Genomic DNA, 20291 nt, shown 5'->3' on the forward strand with positions numbered 1-20291 from the left:
CTCACCCGCCCTGGATGCGATCCGGACGACGCCTGCGCTCGACCGCGGGCGTGGTGGACCAGGTCAGCGCGGCGACGTCCGGTACCACCACGTCTGCGCCGCTTCGCTCGAGAGCCGAGGCGTGCCCAGCGGTCGCGATCCCGACGACCTGACCGAACCCACCCCTCTTCGCGGCCGCGACACCGGATTCGGCGTCCTCGACCACGACCGCGTCGGTCGGATCGAGCCGCAGCCGTCGGGCGGCCTCGAGGAACAGCGCCGGATCCGGTTTCCCCGGCAGGCCGAGGCGGTCGGCGTCGATGCCGTCGACGCGCACGTCGACAGCGACTTCGGCCCGGCTGAGTACGGTCGCGGCGTTGCGGCTCGCGCTGACCACTGCGACCGGCACCCCGGCGGACCGGAGTCGCCGGATGAGGTCAACGGTGGGTGCGATGGGGTGGGGCCCCTCCGCGTCGAGCAACTCGTGGAACAACCTGTCCTTCCGCTCCGCGAGCGCGGCCACGCTCGCGGCGGCCGGTTCGTCTTCCGCAGTCGTTTCCGGCAGGGTGATCGACCGGGAGTCGAGGAAGGACCGGACCCCGTCCGCGCGATTCCTCCCGTCCACGTAGGCCAGGTAGTCCTGTTCGCTGAACCCCGATTGCTCGCGGTGGTGTCGGGCCAGGAACTCGTCGAAGACGGCGGCCCAGGCCCGCCGGTGTACCGCCGCGGTATCGGTGATCACGCCGTCCAGGTCGAAGATCACCGCCGAGAATTCCCGGCCACGGAGGATCACTCCGGGGCCTCGCCCCGGCTCGTCCTCGACCGGTGGTGTCACGACGGGACCTCCGACTTCCGATCAACCCTGGAGTTGCTCGCCCTCCGACTGCTCCTGCGACGGCAACGCGTGCTGTCCCGGTGTCGTCGGCAGTTCGTGCTCGGGCAGCAGAGACGACGCCACCGGCTTGTTCGCGACCGCTTCGGCCGCGGCAACAGCCTTCGCGACCGCCGGGTCGGACTTGACCTCGAACCAGTCGGCCACCTCCTCGGAGTCGTCGACCGGCCCCGAAGCGGCCTCCTCGCTGCTCGGCTCGTAGCGGAACACCCCGTCGTCACCCGGCGCACCGAGAGTCTTCGCGAAGCCCTTGAGTGCGTCACCGAAGTCGCTGGGCACCAGCCACACCTTGTTCGCGTCGCCCTGCGCCATCTGCGGCAGCGTCTGAAGGTATTGGTACGCAAGCAGTTCCGGCGTCGGCTTCCCGGCCTTGATGGCGGCGAACACCTTCTCGATGGCCTTGGCCTGCCCCTGCGCCTGCAGGTACTTCGCGGCCCGCTCACCCTGCGCGCGCAGGATTCGCGACTGCCGCTCGCCCTCGGCGTCGAGGATGGCGGCCTGCTTGGCGCCCTCGGCCGCGAGGATCTGACTCTGCTTGGCGCCCTCGGCGGTCTTGATCGCGGACTCGCGGGTGCCCTCGGCGGTGAGGATCATCGCGCGCTTCTCGCGGTCCGCCTTCATCTGCTTCTCCATCGACTCCTGGATCGACGGCGGCGGATCGATGCTCTTGAGCTCGACGCGGGCGACACGCAGACCCCATCGCCCGGTCGCCTCGTCGAGGACGCCGCGCAGTTGCCCGTTGATCGAGTCGCGAGAGGTCAGCGTCTCCTCGAGGGTCATGCCGCCGACCACGTTGCGCAGCGTGGTGGTGGTCAGCTGCTCGACGCCGACGATGTAGTTGTTGATCTCGTACACCGCGGCCTGCGGGTTCGTCACCTGGAAGTAGACGACGGTGTCGATGTTCAGGGTCAGGTTGTCCTGGGTGATCACCGGCTGCGGCGGGAACGAGACGACCCGCTCGCGCAGGTCCACCTTGGCGCGAATCTTGTCGACGAACGGCACCAGCAGCGTCAGCTGTCCCGACACGGTGCGCTGGTAGCGACCGAGTCGTTCGATCACAGCGGCCTCGGCCTGCGGGACCAACGCGACGGACTTCGCCACGACGATCACCACGAGTACGACGATCACCGCCAGCACGATCAGTGCGGCCATGTGTTCATTCCCCCTTGGGTTCTACGGACCCCGCCACACGACGGCGGTCGCACCGTCGATCTCCATCACGGTGACGGTGGTTCCCTGCGGATAGACCTCGGTGTGGTCGAGCGGACGGGCGGTCCAGACCTCACCGGCGAGCTTGACCTGACCCTGATGCTCGGACACCTCTTCGAGCACGAGCGCGTGTTTGCCGGGCAGCGCGGCAGTGTTCGTAGGGAGCACGGGCGGCTGGGCGTAGCGACGCAGCAGCGCGGGCCGGACGCCGACGATCAGCGCCGCAGACACCAGCGCGAAGACCAGCGCGTCGACCCAGACCGGCAGATCCGTCAGCGCGCTGAAACCGGCTGCCGACAGGGCGCCTCCCGCGAGCATGAGCAGGAAGAAGTCACCCGTGGCCGCCTCCGCCGCCGCGAGCAGTACGCCGCCCACCAACCAGATCACCGCTGCCACATCACCCACTCTAGCCACGGCGAGCGGCGAACGGGCGGGCCCGACTCCCCCGGTGTCCGCAGGCGTCAGTCGACGGTCACGAAATCCACGAGCCGTTCGACCGCCCCGATCAGCGGAGCCTCGAGGTCACGGAAGCTCGACACCGCGCCGTACACCCGACGCCATCCGTCCTGCGGTGTGCCCCAACCGAGTTCGCGGCAGATTCCCGTCTTCCAGTCCTGTCCGCGCGGAATCGTCGGCCACGCCGCGATCCCGACGGACTTCGGTCGCACCGCCTGCCAGACGTCGATGTAGGGATGTCCCGTCACCATCACGTACGGCCCGAGCCCCTGCGTCATGGCGGTCTCCTTCGACCCCTCGACGAGATGGTCGGCGAGCACACCCACCTTCCGGCCCGGACCGGGCCCGAAATCCGCGAGTCGCTCGGCGAGATTGTCGAGGCCCTCCAGCTGCTCGACGACGACGCCCTCCACCCTCAGGTCGTGCCCCCACACCCGTTCGACGATCGCCGCGTCGTGCACGCCCTCGACCCAGATCCGGCTCGGCAGCGCGACACGGGCCTGCACCCCCTCGACACGAGTCGAACCGGACGCGGAACGGGTCGGTGCGGCGGGCTTCGTCACCGTGGGCCGGACGAGGGTGACGGGCTTGCCGTCCACGAGGAACGCGGCCTCGCGCATCGCGAACAGCCTCGTCTGCTTCCGGGCGTCCTCCAGGCGCACGTAGTCGCCGTCGTAGGTCTTCTCCATCCCGACGACCGCACCGCACCATCCGGTCGCGGCGTCCTCGACGACGAGACCCCGATCGGCGGGCACCTTCGGGTACTCCCGGGCCCGCCTCCTGGTGTGCCCGTCGAAGATGTTTCCTGCGTACATGTCGCGTCCACTCACGGTGAACCAGGCTAGTGTTCACCGCCGCCCGCGGGTCCTAAGCTTGGATACCGTGTCCTGCCCCAGCATCACCCTCACCCTGTGGTCGGCGTCGTGGCTCGCCGGCGCCACGTCGCCGGACGACGTGATCGACGCCGTCCGGGCGTGGGCGCCGATGCATCTCGTGTCGGCCGCCGACGCCGAGGTCGCGCTGCGCTGGGACCTGCCGTGGCCCGACCCCACCGATGCCGGACCGGTGACGCTGTTGCAGGCGGTGCGCGCGGTGACCGCCGCGACCCCCGGCGCGGCGCCGGCCCTCGTGCTGCCCGCGGCAGGTGACGTCCGGGGGCTGCCCGTGGGTACCTCGTTCGCGTCGGCGGCGCTCGACGCCGGGCAGGGAGTCCTCGTCGGCGCTCCCGGTGAGCCCGGGATCGGCATCGTCCCGACGGTGGAGGGTCCGGACGTGTTGCGCTGGACCGTGTTCGGGGTACCTGCGCTGCCCCTGCCCACCGGGTCCACCGGGCTGGGTGAGGCCGAGTTCGCACTTCGGGAGGCTGTCCGCGACGCCGCGGACGCGCTGTCGTCGATGCGGGGCGGATTCTCGGCGGACGACGGCGACCCGCGCATCCGGATCGCGGCGGCACTCGCGGACGTCGCTCATCGCACCACTCCGGACGGCACGCCACCGCGGGTGCTGCGGATCCTGGACACCGCCGACCAGGTCGCCGCGATCCTCACCGTTGCGGGCGAGTCGTCGGGACGCGCCCAGACCGCGGCGGGCACGGCGGCCCGGGACGACACTCTGCGCCCGTTGTGGGCAGCGGTGCGCAGCGCCCGGACCGCCGCCGTCGCGGCCGGTGTGTACTGTTACCAGCCACGCGCCTGATCGGTTGACCTGCCCACTTCGTGTTCACGCGGGCGATCAGGCTTCGACTGCCGCCGCGATCCTGTCCAGGGTGTCGCTCATGGTCTGGCGGTTCCGGGCCGCGCGGTCCTCGACGCCGGACACTCGTGCGCCGTACGCCCGCGCCTGCTCGGTCCGTAGATCGTCGGTCCATTCCGTGACCCGGCATCCACCCTCGACAGGCTCGATGCGATAGCCCCAGGTGGCGTAGTGGACGCCGTGCATCGAGCAGTCGAAGGCGAACCCGATGCCCGGCTCGGCCTCGACGACCGTGCCCTGGGTGGTCCACTCGTGGTCGCCGTTGCGGTTGTGCCCGTCGAACGTCGCGCCGACCGACGGACCGTCGACGCCGTCGTGCCAGTGGCAGGTGTGGCACTCCTGCGACCACTCCCCCATCCGGGTGACGTCGGAGATCACCGCATACACCGCCGCCGGCGACGCGGCGATGTCGCGCGACACTTCGAGTCTCACTCCCATGCGAACTCCTCCACTCCTGCACCGACCGAACGTTCGCCAGAGTATGCGCGACTCGTGATCGGACCGGCGCCCGGCGTCCCTCGTCGGAGCGTCGCCCGTCATCGGCCCTGCGCACGCGCCTCGAACGCGCCGTGGAAGGTCATCGGGACGTGGTGTCGCAGGCCGATCGCGGCGACCGGGCCGAGATCGGGCCGGTCCGCCGGTAGCACCAGCACCCTCGATCGGCGCTGCTCCGCTTGGTGTTCGATAGTCAGCAGCCAGCCGTCGCCCTCGGCCGCCGTCGGCGACGACGCCGCGAACAGCGGTTCGCAGACGGTGTTCCCGTCCCCGACGACGAACGAGCGGATCGCACCGGTCTCGTGGTCGATCGTGGCGACCGAATCCGGGTTGCCACCGGTGACCGATGCGGACGCGACATAGCTGTGACGGTGCGCGGTGGTGGCCCGACGCTGGTCGAGCTGCGGGAACTCGCAGCCGGCGTCCGCGAGGGTTTCCTCGGTCACCCGCCCGCGGCGGGAGGTGACGCGCAGCCGTCTCAGCTGTCCGCCGAACGCGGGCCCGGGGGTTCCCCGGTAGTCGTGCAGGTGCCCGTTCCAGCCGTCCCAGCCTGCGCTCGAATCATGCGCGACCAGGTCGACGACGGTGTCGCCGCCGTCCTCGTAGGCGTTGTTGACGTGGAAGTGGAACAGCGCGTCGTGCTCGATCCGCACCGGTTCGCCGCCGTCCCGCGGAACCAGCACGACCGTCGTACCGAGCTCCGGGACGTACGACAGGGCCCGGTCGAAGGGCCGCAGCCCGAGTATCACGGGAACGGGACGCCGCACGACGATCGGGTCGATCACGAACACCAGATGCCGTTCGGTGAGGGCGAAGTCGTGCACGAACGCAAGCCGCGGAATCGGGAAGGTGCGCACCTCGGAGAACGCGCTGGCCGCCGATATGCGGTAGCAGCGGATCATCGGGCGGGGAAAGAAGTCCAGCCCGAAGTTGAACACCTCACGGGTGCGGGGATCGGTCTTCGGGTGGGCGGAGAACGCGCCGAGTCGGGTGAGCGCTCCACCGAAGCTCTCACACCCCAGCGTCTCGAGGGTGTCGGGGTCGAGCCGGTAGGGCCGCCCGCCCTCCCACAGCGAGTACAGATGGTCTCCGTGCCGGAGCACGTTGGTGTTCGACATGTTCGCGGGGAAGCGGAGCACGTTGGCGAGAGCGCCGCCCGGACGCTGCGTGCCGAACCCTCGCGGCGGCCTGCCCACCCGGTTGCCGGTGTCGAAGCTGCGGGTCCGCACATAGCGATTGCGGAAGCGGACGCCCTCGTCGGAGAACTCGACGCGGGAGATCATGCCGTCGCCGTCGAAGATGTGGTCGACGGGATGACCCGCGACGTCGAGGCGCCCGGGGCCGATGCGGTACAGGACGCCCCGCAACTGCTCGGGGATGCGGCCCTCGATGTCGGTGACGCGGTAGTCGTGTTCCGAGTGCTGGGAGTCCCAGGGCGATGAGCCGAGGTCGGCAACCGATCCGGACCCAGAATGTTGCGAGACGGTCATGGTCGAGGATGTTGCACCTGTGAGACTGTTTAGTCAATAGAGTCTCATCAATGACACGCTAGGATGACGCAATGTCCGACGAGGTTCTCACCGCCGCCAGATCGCTCGTACAACGCAATGGACTGACCGCGCTGAATCTCACCGCGGTCGCACGCGAAGCGGGCATCAGCCGGGCCACCGTGTACCGGCGGTTCTCCTCCAAGGAGCAGCTGGTGGACGCCCTCGTCCACGCCGAGCTGCGCGACCTCGAAACCCTCGTCCGGAGCCGCGTGAAGTTCGCGGACGAGCCCCGGGAGACGACGCGAATGCTGGTCCGCGCCGTCCTCGACCACCTCACCGACAACGCCCCGCTCCAGGCCGCACTACGGATCGACGGATCGACACTGACTCCGTGGCTCGTCCGCGGCGGCGACCAGCCCACCCTCGTCGACGTCGTGACCGAGCGGACGCTCGTGTTCGTGAAGGAGTCACCCCTCGCTCCCCACCTGTCACCGGACCCCGCCTCCGCGGTCGAGTTCCTGGTCAGCGTCGTCTTCGCCGAGCTGCTCTCCCCCGCCCGGTACGTCTCGCACGCCCAGGTCGCGTCGTATGTCGCGGAGGCGCTACACCCCCGCGCCACCGCCTGACACCCCGCGCCCACCACCACCGCGGTGGGACACTGGATCCGCACGCCGCACGCGACCCACGGATCGAGTGTCCATGACCGCATCGACTCCCATCGGGCCCCGCCTGGTCGTCGGATCGTTCGTCGACATGGCCGGGGTGGCCCGCGCCAAGGCAATGCCCGCGGACCGCCTCGACGTCTTCGTCGCGGCGGGAGCGGGCGTCTCGCCGTCGTGGCTGGTGTTCTGTGTCGACGACCACCTGGCGTTCACGCCGAGCCTGTCCGTGGTGGGCGATCTGCGGCTACGGATCGCGGCGGAGACGGTGCGAGACCTCGGAGACGGAACGCTCTGGGCTCCGGCCGATCTCACCGATCAGGACGGAACACCCTCCGCGGGGTGCCCGCGTCACGCGCTGCGCACCGCCGCCTCGAGACTGCGCGCCGACGGTGTGACAGCGCGGATCGGCCACGAACTCGAGTTCACGCTCTTCCCGTCTCCGGGCGCAGCCGGGAACCTCGACGACGGCAACTGGGCCGCGTACGGACTCGAATCGATTCTGCGCCAGGGGAAGTTCGTCGGGAATCTGCTCACGGCCGCCAAGCGCGCCGAACTCCCCGTCGACCAGGTTCATGCGGAGTACGGGCCGAATCAGTTCGAACTCTCGATCGGCCCGGCGGACCCCGTCGCGGCCGCGGACCGCGCGGTGCTGGCACGGACGCTGGTGTGCGCCGCCGCACGCACCAACGGCATGCTCGCGTCGTTCTCCCCGCAACCCACCGCCGACGGTGCCGGGAACGGCGCCCACCTGCACATCTCGCTGCGGCGGGGAGGATCTCCCCTGTTCTCCGGCGGTCTCGGGCCGCACGGGCTCACCGACGCGGGCGCGGGCGCGATCGCCGGACTGGTCACCGCGCTCCCCGACCTCCCGCTGATCCTGACCGGTTCGGCGGTGTCCCACCTGCGGATGCGTCCCGACAACTGGGCAGGCGTGCACTGCTGCTGGGGGCTGGAGAACAGGGAGGCCGCGGTGCGCCTGTGCACCGACACCGCAGGCAATCCCGCGGGCGCGAACATCGAGGTCAAGCCCGTCGACCCGGCAGCCAACCCCTATCTGGCGTCCGCTGCGGTGCTGGGTGCGGCGCACGCGGGCATCGCTCGCGGGCTGCCGCCGCCCCCGGAGGTGACGGTCAACCCGGCCGACCTGAGCCCGCAGGACCGCGCCGCGGCTGCGGTCAGGCTGCTGCCCACCGATCCGTCCGTGATGCTCGAGCGTTTCGCCTGCTCACCGCTGGCGCGGGAACTGTTCCCCCCGCTCCTGCGCGAGGCCGTGCACCGGGTCCGGTCCCACGAGCTCGAACGCTACCGGGATCTGCCCGCGGACGAGTCGACGTCCCGGCTGAGATTCGCCTGGACGAACTGACCGCGAACCTCGCCCGCGTCACATCATGCCGAAGGTGTAGATCCGACAACCACGGATGTTCGCAGCACCGACCACGTCGACAGCGCGATCGGAATCGCCCTTCTCAACGAGGTTGTTCGCCAACCGTGCCTGGTCCTGGCAGTAGCCGATGAGGTCCCTGTCCTCCGGCGGATTGCTCACGTACATGTCGCCGGTTGCCGCGCTCGCACCCAGCGGGGTGAGCACGAAGACCGCGCAGATGCCGGCGGCGACGACGGCAACGCGACGAACGGCGGGAGCGAACCGCGATCGCGAAGGGCGGACCGGTTCTGTGTTGAGGAGAGTCATCGACGACTCCTCTCGGTAGGAGCGTTCACGACACGTCCCATCCTGCCCCGTGACACCCCATGACACCAGGGCGGCGGGGCGCGCCACCCTGTCAGGCCGTAGGGCGGCCCGGCCGAACGGGCGGGACACAGCATTCGACGGCGCACAGTGCACCGTTCGTTCCGACGCCGTACAACGGTTCGCTGCCGAGCCTGCGCGCCGGAACACCGTCGATGCGCTCGGCGACCAGTTCCGCGATCATCGCCGCGAACCGCGGATCGGTACCGGGCGTACCCGCACGGGCGAACCCGAGTCCCAAGTCGGCGGCCCGGTCGCGGGCCTCGGTGTCCAGGTCCCAGATGACCTCGAGGTGGTCGGACACGAAGCCGATCGGGCATACGACGACGGCGGGCGCGCCGGCGGCGGCGACCGTGTCGAGGTGATCGCAGATGTCGGGGTCGAGCCACGGCACCTGGGGCGGCCCGGACCGCGACTGCCAGACCAGGTCGTACTCCGCCGCCCCGACGGCCGCCGCGACCAACCTCGCGGCCTCGGCGACCTGACGGCTGTACAGCCGGCCGCCGTCTGCGCGAGGGCCGCCCGTCGAGTCCGCGGCGATCGGCACCGAATGTGCGGTGAAAACGAGCCGCGCACCGTCGCGCTGGGACTCGGACAACTCGTCGCGGGCGGCGGTGACCGCGTCCGCGAACGCGGCGATCATCAGTGGATGGTCGTAGTACTGCCGCAGCTTGGTCAGCTCCGGTGCTCCCTCCACGGCCTCCCGCGCCCGGGCGACGTCCTCGTGGTACTGCCTGCACCCCGAGTAGCCGCCCCAGGCCGAGGTGGGGAACACGAGCGCCGACCGGACACCGTCGTCGCGCATGCGAGCGACGGTGTCCTCGATCATCGGGTGCCAGTTGCGGTTACCGAAGTAGACCGGCAGATCTGTTCCCGCAGAAGCGAACTCGGCCTCGATCGCGGCGATGATGTCGCGGTTGAGGCGATTGATCGGCGACACCCCCCCGAAATGCAGGTAGTGCTCGACCACCTCGTCGAGGCGCTCGGGCGGCACCCCCCTGCCACGGGTCACGTTCTCGAGGAACGGTCGGACGTCGGCGGGCTGTTCGGGTCCACCGAAGGACAGCAGCAGGAGGGCGTCGTACACGATCTCAGCCCATGAAGTTGTCGGGGAACCAGGTGTTGTGGCTGGCGCCGCCGTCGACGTAGATGATCGAGCCGGTGGTGGCGGGCAGGAAGTCCGACAGCACGGCGCAGACGCTGGTGCCGACAACACTCGGGTCGTCGACGTTCCAGCCGATGGGCGAGGCACCGTCCCAGTAGTCGTTGAGCATGTTCAGCTTCTTGGCGTCGTCGGTGGCCGTACCCGAGATCGCCTTGGCGGCAAGGGTCTTGATCGGGCCGGCCGCGACCAGGTTGGAGCGGACCCTCTTGGCGTAGCCGACCTCGCGGGCGACGTAGCGGTTGACGGACTCGAGGGCGGCCTTCGCCACGCCCATCCAGTTGTAGTCGGGCATCGCGGTGCGCGGATCGAAGTCCATGCCGACGATCGAGCCACCCTCGTTCATGACGGGCAGCACGGCGCGGGCTAGGGACGCGTAGCTCCACGCGGAGATCTCGAACGCCTTCGAGACGTCCGGTCCGGGACCCTCCAGGAAGGGCACGGCGTCCGGGCCCATCAGGGTCTTGGGTGCGAACGCGATCGAGTGGACGACACCGTCGAGCCCGTCGGGTGCCAGCTCACGAACCTTGTCGGCGAGCACTCCGAGGTACTCCTCGTCGGTGACGTCGAGCGGGATCGCGGGCGGAACCGGCTGCGGCAGGCGCTGGGCGATCCGGTCGATCAGGCGCAACCGCTCCGGGATGCCGGTGATGATCACCTTCGCGCCCTGCTCCTGAGCGACCTTCGCGGTGTGGAACGCGATGGAGGCATCTGTGATGATGCCGGTCACGAGAATTGTCTTGCCTTCGAGCAGTCCGCCCATGGTTGTGCTCCTCTTGAGGTGAAAGTCGTTCTGTACGAGAAGGTTCGGCGGAGGTCAGTGACCCATGCCCATGCCGCCGTCGACGGGGATGACGGCACCGGACACGTAGGCCGAGTCCTCGGAGGCGAGGAAGGAGACCACCGCGGCCACATCCTCGGCCTTGCCGAGGCGCTGCAGCGGGATGAACTTCTTCGCGGTCTCGCGCAGGTCGTCCGAGAGGTCCGCGGTCATGTCGGTCTCGATGAAGCCGGGGGCGACGACGTTCGCGGTGATGTTGCGCGAGCCGAGTTCACGGGTGACGGAGCGGGCGAGACCGATGACACCGGCCTTGGAGGACGCGTAGTTGATCTGGCCGGCCTGCCCGGCCATGCCGACGACGGAACCGAGGAAGATCATCCGGCCCCACTTGCCGCGCAGCATGGCCCGGTTGGCCCGCTTGGCGCAGCGGAAGGCGCCGGTCAGGTTGGCGTCGATGACGTTCGTGAACTGGTCCTCGGTCATGCGCATCAGGAGGGTGTCGTCGGTGATGCCCGCGTTCGCGACGAGCACCTCGACCGGACCCTGGTGGGCCTCGACCTCACTGAACGCACGGTCCACGGAATCGGCGTCGGTGACGTCGCACTGGACGGCGAACAGCCCGTCCGGCGCACCGGACCCCCGGTGGGTGACCGCCACCTTGTGACCGTCCGCCGCGAGACGCTGGGCGACCGCGAGACCGATGCCCCGGTTGCCTCCCGTCACGAGTACGGAGCGGGACGGGGTGGACGCGTTCGACATTCGATCAACCTATCTGTTGTGGGAGAGTCAGCCGGCAGCACATTCTGTCAGGCGCCCCGACGTCACGGCAGCCGTTGGCGCATAACCAGCGCGGCGGCGAGGCCGGCGGCGGTGAACAGCACACCGAGAACGAGCCAGGTTCGACTCGCGTCACCACGGGTGATCTCGAAGCCGATCTGCTCCTCGAGGGTGTCGTACACCTTGTTGAGCTCCTCGAGGCTCGACGCGGTGAAGAACGACCCTCCGGACAGGTTCGCGATCTCCCGCAGCGACGGGTCGTCGACGGGGACGGCGATCCGTTCGTCGCCGATGTCGACTGTGCCGTACGAGGTGCCGAACGAGATCGTGGAGATCGGGACGCCGCGCTCCTTCGCCTCACGCGCTGCCGTGTACCCGCCCCGTTCGTCGTCGGGGCTGTCGGGCACGGTCTGCTTGCCGTCGGAGAGCAGCACGATCCGAGCGGGAGGGACCTGGTCGCCGCCGCCGAGCACCGCGCCGAGCGTCTCGATCGACTGCAGCGACGTGAAGATCGCCTCTCCGGTCGCGGTGCGTTCGGCCAGGGTGAGGTGGTCGATCGCGGCCTTCGTCTCCTCGCGGTTGACGGTCGGCGAGACCAGCACCGAGGCGGTACCCGCGAAGGCGACCAGCCCGAGGTTGATGCCGGGTGTCAGGCCGTCGGCGAACTGTTTCGCGGCCTCCTGGGCAGCAGCGAGCCGGGTCGGGGCGACGTCGGTGGATTTCATCGACAACGAGACGTCGATCACCAGCATCACGGTCGCCCGGTTGCGTGGCACCTTCTGGTCGGAGGTCGGGCCGGCGAGCGCGACGGTGAGCAGCGTCAGTCCGACGAGGACGAGCGCGGTCGGCAGGTGCCGCAGCCGGCCGGGCCGCGCGGGCGCCACCTTCTCCAGCAGCTCCAGATTCGAGAAGCGCAGCATGTTGCGCTGGCGGCGCCGCTGTGCGACGACGTATGCCGCGGCGAGTGCCGCGACGACGAGGAGGAACGCCAGCCACCAGGGCGATGCGAACTGGTTCAGGCTCACTGGCGCGCCGCTCGATTCACCCGGGAACCATAGCTGTGCCGCCGCGCCGCGACGAAGCGAACGACGTCGGCGATCCAGTCCCGATCGGTGCGCAGGCCCAGTACCGGCGCGCCGCATCGGCGCAGCGCCTGCTCGACGTCGAGACGGTGCTCCTGCGCGGCCGCTGCGAAGTCGGCCCGCAGTCGCGGGGTCGTCGAGAACTCACGGGTACGCCCGGTCTCCGGGTCGTGCAGGACGACGTCGCCGAGGTCCGGCAGCTCCAGATCACGCGGATCGAGCACCTCGACCCCGAGCAGGTCGTGCCGACCGGACACCGCGCGCAGTGACCGCTCCCAGTCGAGTGGCCCGAGGAAGTCGCTGATCACCACTGCGAGACCACGCCGGCGCTGCGGCCTGCGCAGCGACTCGATCGCACCCTTGAGGTCGCCGCGCACGCCGTCGGGCGCGTGCGGCGTGGTGGCGATGGTCCGGAGCATGGCCCGGGCGTGGAGCTGCCCACCGCGCGCAGGGATCCGCACCACCCGGTGGCCGGTGGTGACGATGGCGCCGATCCGGTTGCCGCCACCGCTCGTCAGGTGGGTGACCGCGGCCGCGGCGGCGACGGCGAGATCCCGCTTCTCGGCGCCTGTCGTACCGAAGTCGAGACTCGCCGACAGGTCGACGACCAGCCAGGTCTCCAGCTCCCGGTCGGCAACGGACTGCCGGACGTGAGGGTGGGTGGTCCGGGCGGTGACCGACCAGTCCATCTGCCGGACGTCGTCGCCCGGCTGATACATGCGGGCGTCACCGGGTTCGGTGCCGGGGCCGGGGATCAGACCGAGATGCTCACCGTGGAGGACACCGTCGAGGCGCCGCCGAACCGTCAGTTCCAGGGTCCGCAACGCCGCCGACAGTTCGGGGTCGCGCAGCTGCCCCGACCGCAGGGAGGGCAGCGGCGAGTGACCCTGCGGCGAGCCGCTCGAACGACCCTGCGGCGAGCCGCTCGACTGGTCCTGCGGCGAGCCGGGCACCGTCACCGCTGTGCGCCTCCGACGGGTGCGGACGGTCCCGGCACGGCTGTCGGCGCCGGGGCAGCGGGAACCGGCGCGACGGGCTGCGCCGCGACCTGTGGGAGGCCGACAGTCTGCAGCACCCGGGTGATCACGTCGTCGGGGCTGACCTCGTCGGCGAGCGCGTCGTAGGACAGGACGAGCCGGTGCCGCAGGACGTCGGGGATGACGTCGAGGACGTCCTGCGGGACCACGTAGTCCCGACCGCGCAGCATGGCCAGTGCCCTCGACGCGGAGATGATGCCGAGGGTCGCACGCGGCGACGCGCCGTACGAGATCCACCCGGCGACGTCGGTCAGGCCGAACTGCTCGGGGGTGCGCGTTGCGGCGATCACGCGAACCACGTAGTCGACGAGTGCGTGGTGCACGAACACACCGGACGCCGTCTTCTGCAGCCGGATCAGGTCGTCGGGACCGAGGACCCGGCGAGGTTCGGGCGCCGCGACGCCCATGCGGTAGACGATCTCCCGCTCCTCCTCGACGGACGGGTAGTCGACGAGAACCTTGAACAGGAATCGGTCACGCTGCGCCTCGGGCAGCGGGTACACACCCTCGTTCTCGATCGGGTTCTGGGTTGCCATGACGAGGAACGGTTCGGGCATCGGGAAGGTCTTCCCGCCGATGGTCACGTGTCGCTCGGCCATCACCTCGAGGAGCGCCGACTGCACCTTCGCCGGGGCGCGGTTGATCTCGTCGGCGAGCAGGAAGTTCGCGACGACGGGACCGAGTTCGGTGTCGAACTCCTCGCGGCCCTGGCGGTAGATCCGGGTTCCGACGAGGTCGGTGGGCACCAGGTCCGGGGTGAACTGCACACGGGAGAAGCTGCCGCCGACCACTGTCGCGAAGGTTTCGACGGCGAGCGTCTTCGCGACGCCCGGGACACCTTCGAGCAGGACGTGGCCCTTGGCGAGGAGGCCGACGAGGATGCGTTCGACGAGCCGGTCCTGACCGACGATGACTCGTTTGACCTCGAAGATCACCTTCTCCAGCAGTTGCGCTTCGGACTGGACGTCTGCCGCGGTCGTGGACACCGTGTCCGCCTTCGCCGTGCCGTCGGTCGTCGCCGCGGCTGCGAGATCACGGCCCGCGTCCTGTGAGGTCACCAACAATCCACCACTTTCACTCCCCCGACCCCTCGACGGAGCGGATCAGGACACCAACCGGACCACGTACGGGGTCATGCCGTCCCAGCGCAGCGGCGAGACCTTGACCACCGATCCCGACTGCGGAGCTTCGATCATCTCCCCGTTGCCAAGGTACAGCCCGACGTGCTGGCTGGCATTGGGCCCGTAGAACACCATGTCGCCGCGTTTCATCTGCGAACTCGGAACCTGTTCGCCCGCGGTGTACTGGTATCCGGTGTAGTGCGGCAACGAGATCCCGATGCCGGCGAATGCATAGATCATCAGGCCCGAGCAGTCGAACCCGATCTTGTTGAAATCTCCGTAGCTGTCGGCGACGCCCCCGTCGCGGATACCCAGCGTGGGGCCGGTCTCGTCGCCGCCACCCCACGCGTAGGGGACGCCGAGCTGTGACATCGCGCGGTCGATGACCGTTTCGACGGCGGCGCTACCCGTGACCGACGGCTTGGGCTTCGTCGACCTCGGTTTCGGCTTCGGGGTGGTCGTCGGCGCGGCGCCGTCGGCGTCCTCGGTCTCGGCGACCTCGGACTCGACGTCGGTGGCGTCGTCGTCCTCGACCTGGACGTGGCTTCGCCTGCCCTCGGCCAGCGCCTCCGCCCGGGTTCGGGCCGCCTGGTCGGCTGCGACGCGGGCGGCCGCTTCCGCCGCGGCTTCCCGGGCCGCCGCGGCGGCGGCCGCAGCGGCCTGCTCTTCCGCTGCGCGCTGGGTGTCCCAGGTTTCGAACGCCTGCCGCTGGTTCTGCAGACCCGCGACGTTCTCGCGGGCCGTCGCCAGTTGGGATTCGGCGGCGGACTTCTCGGCTTCGACGGCCGCCTTCTTCGCCTGCTGGTCGGCGAGCGCGGCGCGTGCCTCCGCGATGGCGTTCTCCGCGTCGGCCTTGCGCGCCTCGGCTGCCGAGGCGGCCTCGTCGGCCTGCTGCTTGGCCTCGCGGGCCGCGGAGTTCTTGTTCGCCTCGGCGGTGCGGGCGCGTTGCAACGCGTCGAGTACCGCGTTCTTGTTCGCCGCGAGCACCCGGATCACCTGCGCGCGGTCGAGGACGTCGTCCGGGCCCTGGGAGCCGATGAACGACGACAGCGCCGAGACTCCCGTGCCCTGCCGGTAGGTGCTGGCGGCGTACTCGTCGAACCGGACCTGCGCGGCCTCGATCTGTGCCCCCGCGTCGTGCAGCGCCTGGAGCGTTCCGGCGACGGCGTCGGCGGCGGCGACCGCGACGTCCCGTGCCGACTGGAGGTCGACGAGCGCCTTGTTCACCGCTTCACGTTTGACCGCGACGGCGTCGTCGAGCGCGCGCAGCTGCTGGTTCGCGTTCGCCACCTCGTTGATGAGGGAACCGACCTGACCGATCCGGTCCGCCACGTCGGCGTCGGCCTGCTGGAGTTGGCCGTCGCTCGGGTTGGGCGGGGGCGGCGGGACTGCACCGACGAGTCCGGGGGCTCCGACGAGCAGGGTCACGGCGATACCCAGTCCCAGTACGGACCGCGCGCGGCGAAGCCGCGTCCGTGTGAATCCGCGGGACCCGCTTGGTGCCCTTCGTTTCACGATCGTCTCCCTCGGTCGCGCCACCGCCCGGGGAAGGCGTGCACGCCCGAGGACGTCCCGGGTGCGTTCACCCGTGGACTCCAGTGGACAGACGCCACTTCCGTGGCGACCTTGCCCACAGCGACACTTCTTCCCCAAGAGTGCCACTGGCACCGTACGACACTTCGCGAACTAGCGAAACTCCAGTCACAAACGACACACGCGTAATTACACAGCACGCACCCCACCTGTACTGGGGACGACTCGCGGGAGGTGAAAGATATTTTCCGGCTTGAGTTTTCGGTACGCCGGCCGTTCGGCGGTGAGCTCAGTCCTGCGCGGGACCCACGTCGGCCGAGCGTCGGGACCGCAGGCTCCACACGACCGCGGCGGCGGCACCGACCACCAGCACGATTCCGGCGGTGATCAGACCGTACGGCGCGTCGGGCTCGATCACCGCGTCGAGGAACTGGTTCGCGGAATCGACCGCGTCACCGGTGTACGCATGATCCTGAGCGTCCTCGACGGCGACGCGGGGCAGCGAGTCGCTGTAGGTGCCCACCCAGCTGGGACTGAGAACCAGGACGGTCCCACCCTCCTGTGTGCCCACGTCGGTCGCGATGTCGCGCAACTGCGAATCGCGCCCCGGGTTCTCCTCGAGCACCACGATCCGGAGCGTGATCCCCTCGGTCTCCGCTCGGGCGACCACGGCCTGCAGCCCGGCGACGTCGTCGGCGGGCGCCGAGACCCCGTCGTCCTGGACGTCGGCGACGACGGTGTCGATGTCGACGCCGGCCGGAATGTCGGCGGGAGCCGGGAGGAACGCGATGGTGTGGGAGACAGGCATCTTTCTTCCGGAGCGTCGAGAGCGGGTGCGGCGATCGCCGCGGGACCGCCACGCACATTACGGGACTGTTGCCGGGGAATCGGCCAGAGCGACGCAGTCCGGCGCGGGGCGTCCCACGTTGCGGACAGCGACGGCGCGGACGAGGATCACGACGTGGGACTCGGGGTGGACCCCGCCCGCGAGTTTCAACAGGACAAGCGTACTGTTAGAGTTGTTGCGAGGTACTTCGGCGCGACCGCCCGGTCGGATGCGACTCGAGTCGATCGAACGGCTCCATGTCGCCGCGACGAGCCTCGCTTGCCGTCGGCACAGCCCCGTCGACGGCGAACCTCAATGACGAGTGGAGCTGCCGTGAGCACCAGTATTGATTCGTTCGGCGCCAAGGGAACCCTCGAGGTCGGTGAGAACTCCTACGAGATCTTCCGCCTCAACGCGGTCCCCGGCACCGAGAAGTTGCCCTACGCGCTGAAGGTGCTGGCAGAGAACCTGCTGCGCACCGAGGACGGCGCCAACATCACCGCGGACCACATCCGCGCCATCGCCAACTGGGATCCGAGCGCCGAGCCCGACACCGAGATCCAGTTCACGCCCGCCCGCGTGATCATGCAGGACTTCACGGGTGTCCCCTGTGTCGTCGACCTCGCCACCATGCGTGAGGCCGTCACCACCCTCGGCGGCGACCCGAACAAGGTCAACCCGCTCTCCCCCGCCGACATGGTCATCGACCACTCCGTCATCCTCGACGTCTTCGGCCAGGCCGACGCCCTCGAGCGCAACGTCGACCTCGAGTACGAGCGCAACGGCGAGCGTTACCAGTTCCTCCGCTGGGGCCAGGGCGCGTTCGACGACTTCAAGGTCGTCCCGCCGGGCATGGGCATCGTCCACCAGGTCAACATCGAGTACCTCGCCCCGACCGTCATGGTCCGCAAGGGCCAGGCGTACCCCGACACCTGCGTCGGCACCGACTCGCACACCACGATGGTCAACGGCCTGGGCGTGCTCGGCTGGGGCGTCGGCGGCATCGAGGCCGAGGCCGCGATGCTCGGCCAGCCGGTCTCCATGCTCATCCCGCGCGTCGTCGGCTTCAAGCTGACCGGTGAGATCAAGCCGGGCGTCACCGCGACCGACGTCGTGCTCACCGTGACCGACATGCTGCGCAAGCACGGCGTGGTCGGCAAGTTCGTCGAGTTCTACGGCGCCGGCGTCTCCGAGGTCCCCCTCGCGAACCGCGCCACCCTCGGCAACATGAGCCCCGAGTTCGGTTCCACCGCCGCGATCTTCCCGATCGACGAGGAGACCGTGAACTACCTGCGCCTGACCGGCCGCAGCGACGAGCAGCTCGCGCTCGTCGAGGCGTACGCCAAGGAGCAGGGCATGTGGCACGACCCGGCCAAGGAGCCCGCCTACTCCGAGTACCTCGAGCTGGACCTCGGCACCGTCGTGCCGTCGATCGCCGGCCCGAAGCGCCCGCAGGACCGCATCCTGCTGTCGGAGTCGAAGGTCGCGTTCCGCAAGGACATCCACAACTACGTCGAGGAGAACCTCCCGGTCGAGCACACCAAGCTCGACGAGGCCGTCGAGGAGTCCTTCCCGGCTTCCGATCCCGCCGTGCTGTCCTTCGCCGAGGACGACGCCGTCCGCGTCGAGTCCGCAGCCAACGGTGCCGCGGGCCGTCCGTCCAAGCCGGTGAAGGTCGTCTCCGAGACCCGCGGCGAGTTCATCCTCGACCACGGCGCCGTCGCGGTCGCGGGCATCACCTCCTGCACCAACACCTCGAACCCGTCGGTCATGCTCGGCGCCGGCCTGCTCGCCCGCAACGCGGTCGAGAAGGGCCTGACCAGCAAGCCGTGGGTGAAGACCAACATGGCTCCCGGCTCGCAGGTCGTCAACGACTACTACGAGAAGGCCGGCCTGTGGCCGTACCTCGAGAAGCTCGGCTTCTACCTCGGCGGTTTCGGCTGCACCACCTGCATCGGCAACACCGGTCCGCTGCCGGAGGAGATCTCCAAGGCCGTCAACGAGAACGACCTCTCGGTCACCGCGGTGCTCTCCGGCAACCGCAACTTCGAGGGCCGCATCTCCCCCGACGTGAAGATGAACTACCTGGCGTCCCCGCCGCTGGTCATCGCGTACGCGATCGCCGGCACGATGGACTTCGACTTCGAGACCGACGCCCTGGGTCAGGACCAGGACGGCAACGACGTCTTCCTCAAGGACATCTGGCCGTCCGCGCAGGAGATCGACGACACCATCAAGTCGGCGATCAACCAGGACATGTTCCGCAAGTCCTACGCCGACGTCTTCAAGGGTGACCACCGCTGGCAGGGCCTCGACACCCCCGAGGGCGACACCTTCGCGTGGGACGAGAACTCCACCTACGTCCGCAAGGCTCCGTACTTCGACGGCATGACGATGGAGACCACCCCGGTCACCGACATCAGCGGCGCACGCGTTCTCGCACTGCTCGGCGACTCGGTCACCACCGACCACATCAGCCCGGCCGGTCCGATCAAGCCCGGCACCCCGGCCGCGCAGTACCTGGACGCGCACGGCGTCGAGCGCAAGGACTACAACTCCCTGGGTTCGCGTCGCGGTAACCACGAGGTGATGATCCGCGGCACGTTCGCGAACATCCGTCTGCAGAACCAGCTCCTGGACGGCGTCTCGGGTGGCTACACCCGCGACTTCACCCTCGAGGGCGCACCGCAGTCGTTCATCTACGACGCCTCGGTCAACTACCAGGCCGCCGGCATTCCGCTGGTCGTCCTGGGCGGCAAGGAGTACGGCTCCGGCTCGTCGCGTGACTGGGCCGCCAAGGGCACCAGCCTGCTCGGCGTCAAGGCCGTCATCGTCGAGTCCTTCGAGCGCATCCACCGCTCGAACCTCATCGGCATGGGCGTCATCCCGCTGCAGTTCCCGGCCGGCGAGTCGGCGAAGTCCCTGGGCCTGACCGGCACCGAGGTTTTCGACATCGCGGGCATCGAGAAGCTCAACGAGGGTGTCACCCCGAAGACGGTCAAGGTCACCGCGACCAAGGAAGACGGCACCAAGGTCGAGTTCGACGCGGTCGTCCGCATCGACACCCCCGGCGAGGCCGACTACTACCGCAACGGCGGCATCCTGCAGTACGTGCTCCGCAACATGATCCGGGGCTAGGCGGCCACGTGGCTGCGCGCGCCTTCGGCGTTCGCAGCCACGTGCCCACTTGTGCGCGTTTTCGGCACCAAGGCGCACAAAGCGCGCACGACCACTCGTGCAGTTCCGGCAGCTTCGATCGGATGTGGTCGTGCGCGCTTTGTGCATCGGCG

At 69.5% G+C, this 20291-nt stretch carries 19 protein-coding genes; 4 read left to right on the forward strand and 15 right to left on the reverse strand.

Features of this window, described 5'->3' with window-relative positions; all coding sequences use genetic code 11:
- Nucleotide 1: 1 nt before the first annotated feature.
- From ACFSJG_RS16430 to ACFSJG_RS16445, 4 genes are all read right to left on the reverse strand, one after another.
- Nucleotides 2–814 (reverse strand): HAD family hydrolase, encoded by an 813-nt coding sequence (locus ACFSJG_RS16430; protein WP_378486294.1) that lies wholly within the window; start codon nt 812–814, stop codon nt 2–4.
- A 21-nt stretch (nt 815–835) separates the two neighbouring features.
- Nucleotides 836–2023, reverse strand: a complete 1188-nt coding sequence (locus tag ACFSJG_RS16435; RefSeq protein WP_378486295.1) for an SPFH domain-containing protein — start codon at nt 2021–2023, stop codon at nt 836–838.
- Nucleotides 2024–2044: 21 nt separating this feature from the next.
- Complete coding sequence (locus tag ACFSJG_RS16440; RefSeq protein WP_050064250.1) at nt 2045–2476, reverse strand: NfeD family protein; 432 nt, start codon at nt 2474–2476, stop codon at nt 2045–2047.
- 65 nt (nt 2477–2541) lie between these two features.
- Complete coding sequence (locus ACFSJG_RS16445; RefSeq protein WP_378486296.1) at nt 2542–3366, reverse strand: DUF3097 domain-containing protein; 825 nt, start codon at nt 3364–3366, stop codon at nt 2542–2544.
- A 52-nt stretch (nt 3367–3418) separates the two neighbouring features.
- Here ACFSJG_RS16445 and ACFSJG_RS16450 point away from each other — a divergent pair, with 52 nt between their 5' ends.
- A complete protein-coding gene (locus tag ACFSJG_RS16450; RefSeq protein ID WP_378486297.1) occupies nt 3419–4231 on the forward strand; it encodes a hypothetical protein in 813 nt (270 codons plus the stop codon).
- A 36-nt stretch (nt 4232–4267) separates the two neighbouring features.
- On the opposite strand, the gene ACFSJG_RS16455 is transcribed toward ACFSJG_RS16450, so the two are convergent.
- Entirely contained in the window at nt 4268–4726 is a 459-nt protein-coding gene (locus ACFSJG_RS16455; RefSeq protein ID WP_378486298.1) for an SRPBCC family protein, read from the reverse strand.
- A gap of 98 nt (nt 4727–4824) precedes the next feature.
- Nucleotides 4825–6273 carry a carotenoid oxygenase family protein gene (locus ACFSJG_RS16460; protein WP_378486299.1) on the reverse strand — a complete coding sequence of 483 codons (1449 nt, stop codon included), beginning with the start codon at nt 6271–6273 and terminating at the stop codon, nt 4825–4827.
- 71 nt (nt 6274–6344) lie between these two features.
- On the opposite strand from ACFSJG_RS16460, the gene ACFSJG_RS16465 reads away from it, so the two are divergent.
- Both ACFSJG_RS16465 and ACFSJG_RS16470 read left to right on the forward strand, forming a co-directional pair.
- A complete protein-coding gene (locus ACFSJG_RS16465; protein WP_378486300.1) occupies nt 6345–6899 on the forward strand; it encodes a TetR/AcrR family transcriptional regulator in 555 nt (184 codons plus the stop codon).
- 73 nt (nt 6900–6972) lie between these two features.
- Nucleotides 6973–8298: a type I glutamate--ammonia ligase gene (locus ACFSJG_RS16470; protein ID WP_378486301.1), complete on the forward strand. Its 1326-nt coding sequence runs from the start codon at nt 6973–6975 to the stop codon at nt 8296–8298.
- An 18-nt stretch (nt 8299–8316) separates the two neighbouring features.
- On the opposite strand, the gene ACFSJG_RS16475 is transcribed toward ACFSJG_RS16470, so the two are convergent.
- The 9 genes from ACFSJG_RS16475 to ACFSJG_RS16515 all read right to left on the reverse strand — a co-directional run bounded on the left by ACFSJG_RS16475 (nt 8317) and on the right by ACFSJG_RS16515 (nt 16983).
- Complete coding sequence (locus tag ACFSJG_RS16475; RefSeq protein ID WP_378486302.1) at nt 8317–8625, reverse strand: hypothetical protein; 309 nt, start codon at nt 8623–8625, stop codon at nt 8317–8319.
- Nucleotides 8626–8716: 91 nt separating this feature from the next.
- Nucleotides 8717–9769, reverse strand: coding sequence for a ferrochelatase (locus ACFSJG_RS16480; RefSeq protein WP_378486303.1), 1053 nt, complete (start codon nt 9767–9769; stop codon nt 8717–8719).
- Between the two features lie 4 nt (nt 9770–9773).
- Nucleotides 9774–10607, reverse strand: coding sequence for an NADH-dependent enoyl-ACP reductase InhA (gene inhA / locus ACFSJG_RS16485; protein ID WP_378486304.1), 834 nt, complete (start codon nt 10605–10607; stop codon nt 9774–9776).
- A gap of 54 nt (nt 10608–10661) precedes the next feature.
- Entirely contained in the window at nt 10662–11384 is a 723-nt protein-coding gene (gene fabG1 / locus ACFSJG_RS16490) for a 3-oxoacyl-ACP reductase FabG1 (RefSeq protein ID WP_378486305.1), read from the reverse strand.
- A gap of 62 nt (nt 11385–11446) precedes the next feature.
- Nucleotides 11447–12427, reverse strand: a complete 981-nt coding sequence (locus ACFSJG_RS16495) for a VWA domain-containing protein (RefSeq protein WP_378486306.1) — start codon at nt 12425–12427, stop codon at nt 11447–11449.
- Nucleotides 12424–13359 carry a DUF58 domain-containing protein gene (locus ACFSJG_RS16500; RefSeq protein ID WP_378486457.1) on the reverse strand — a complete coding sequence of 312 codons (936 nt, stop codon included), beginning with the start codon at nt 13357–13359 and terminating at the stop codon, nt 12424–12426. The genes ACFSJG_RS16495 and ACFSJG_RS16500 overlap by 4 nt, the downstream gene beginning before the upstream one ends.
- Nucleotides 13360–13439: 80 nt before the next feature.
- Nucleotides 13440–14507, reverse strand: coding sequence for a chaperone MoxR1 (locus tag ACFSJG_RS16505; protein WP_378486458.1), 1068 nt, complete (start codon nt 14505–14507; stop codon nt 13440–13442).
- A 117-nt stretch (nt 14508–14624) separates the two neighbouring features.
- Nucleotides 14625–16157 (reverse strand): NlpC/P60 family protein, encoded by a 1533-nt coding sequence (locus ACFSJG_RS16510; protein WP_378486307.1) that lies wholly within the window; start codon nt 16155–16157, stop codon nt 14625–14627.
- 307 nt (nt 16158–16464) lie between these two features.
- Nucleotides 16465–16983: an Rv1476 family membrane protein gene (locus ACFSJG_RS16515; RefSeq protein WP_378486308.1), complete on the reverse strand. Its 519-nt coding sequence runs from the start codon at nt 16981–16983 to the stop codon at nt 16465–16467.
- 333 nt (nt 16984–17316) lie between these two features.
- On the opposite strand from ACFSJG_RS16515, the gene acnA reads away from it, so the two are divergent.
- Nucleotides 17317–20139, forward strand: coding sequence for an aconitate hydratase AcnA (acnA, locus tag ACFSJG_RS16520; protein WP_378486309.1), 2823 nt, complete (start codon nt 17317–17319; stop codon nt 20137–20139).
- Nucleotides 20140–20291 lie beyond the last annotated feature (152 nt).

Source organism: Rhodococcus gannanensis (genome assembly GCF_042681175.1).
Taxonomy (GTDB): domain Bacteria; phylum Actinomycetota; class Actinomycetes; order Mycobacteriales; family Mycobacteriaceae; genus Rhodococcus_G; species Rhodococcus_G gannanensis.

What these genes read in the sequence shown, in the direction of transcription:
- ACFSJG_RS16465 (WP_378486300.1), top strand. Translation starts at nt 6,345, where the DNA reads ATGTCCGACGAGGTTCTCACCGCCGCCAGATCGCTCGTACAACGCAAT.
- ACFSJG_RS16460 (WP_378486299.1), bottom strand. Translation starts at nt 6,273, where the DNA reads ATGACCGTCTCGCAACATTCTGGGTCCGGATCGGTTGCCGACCTCGGC.
- acnA (WP_378486309.1), top strand. Translation starts at nt 17,317, where the DNA reads ATGACGAGTGGAGCTGCCGTGAGCACCAGTATTGATTCGTTCGGCGCC.
- ACFSJG_RS16470 (WP_378486301.1), top strand. Translation starts at nt 6,973, where the DNA reads ATGACCGCATCGACTCCCATCGGGCCCCGCCTGGTCGTCGGATCGTTC.
- ACFSJG_RS16515 (WP_378486308.1), bottom strand. Translation starts at nt 16,983, where the DNA reads ATGCCTGTCTCCCACACCATCGCGTTCCTCCCGGCTCCCGCCGACATT.
- ACFSJG_RS16475 (WP_378486302.1), bottom strand. Translation starts at nt 8,625, where the DNA reads ATGACTCTCCTCAACACAGAACCGGTCCGCCCTTCGCGATCGCGGTTC.
- ACFSJG_RS16435 (WP_378486295.1), bottom strand. Translation starts at nt 2,023, where the DNA reads ATGGCCGCACTGATCGTGCTGGCGGTGATCGTCGTACTCGTGGTGATC.
- fabG1 (WP_378486305.1), bottom strand. Translation starts at nt 11,384, where the DNA reads ATGTCGAACGCGTCCACCCCGTCCCGCTCCGTACTCGTGACGGGAGGC.
- ACFSJG_RS16455 (WP_378486298.1), bottom strand. Translation starts at nt 4,726, where the DNA reads ATGGGAGTGAGACTCGAAGTGTCGCGCGACATCGCCGCGTCGCCGGCG.
- inhA (WP_378486304.1), bottom strand. Translation starts at nt 10,607, where the DNA reads ATGGGCGGACTGCTCGAAGGCAAGACAATTCTCGTGACCGGCATCATC.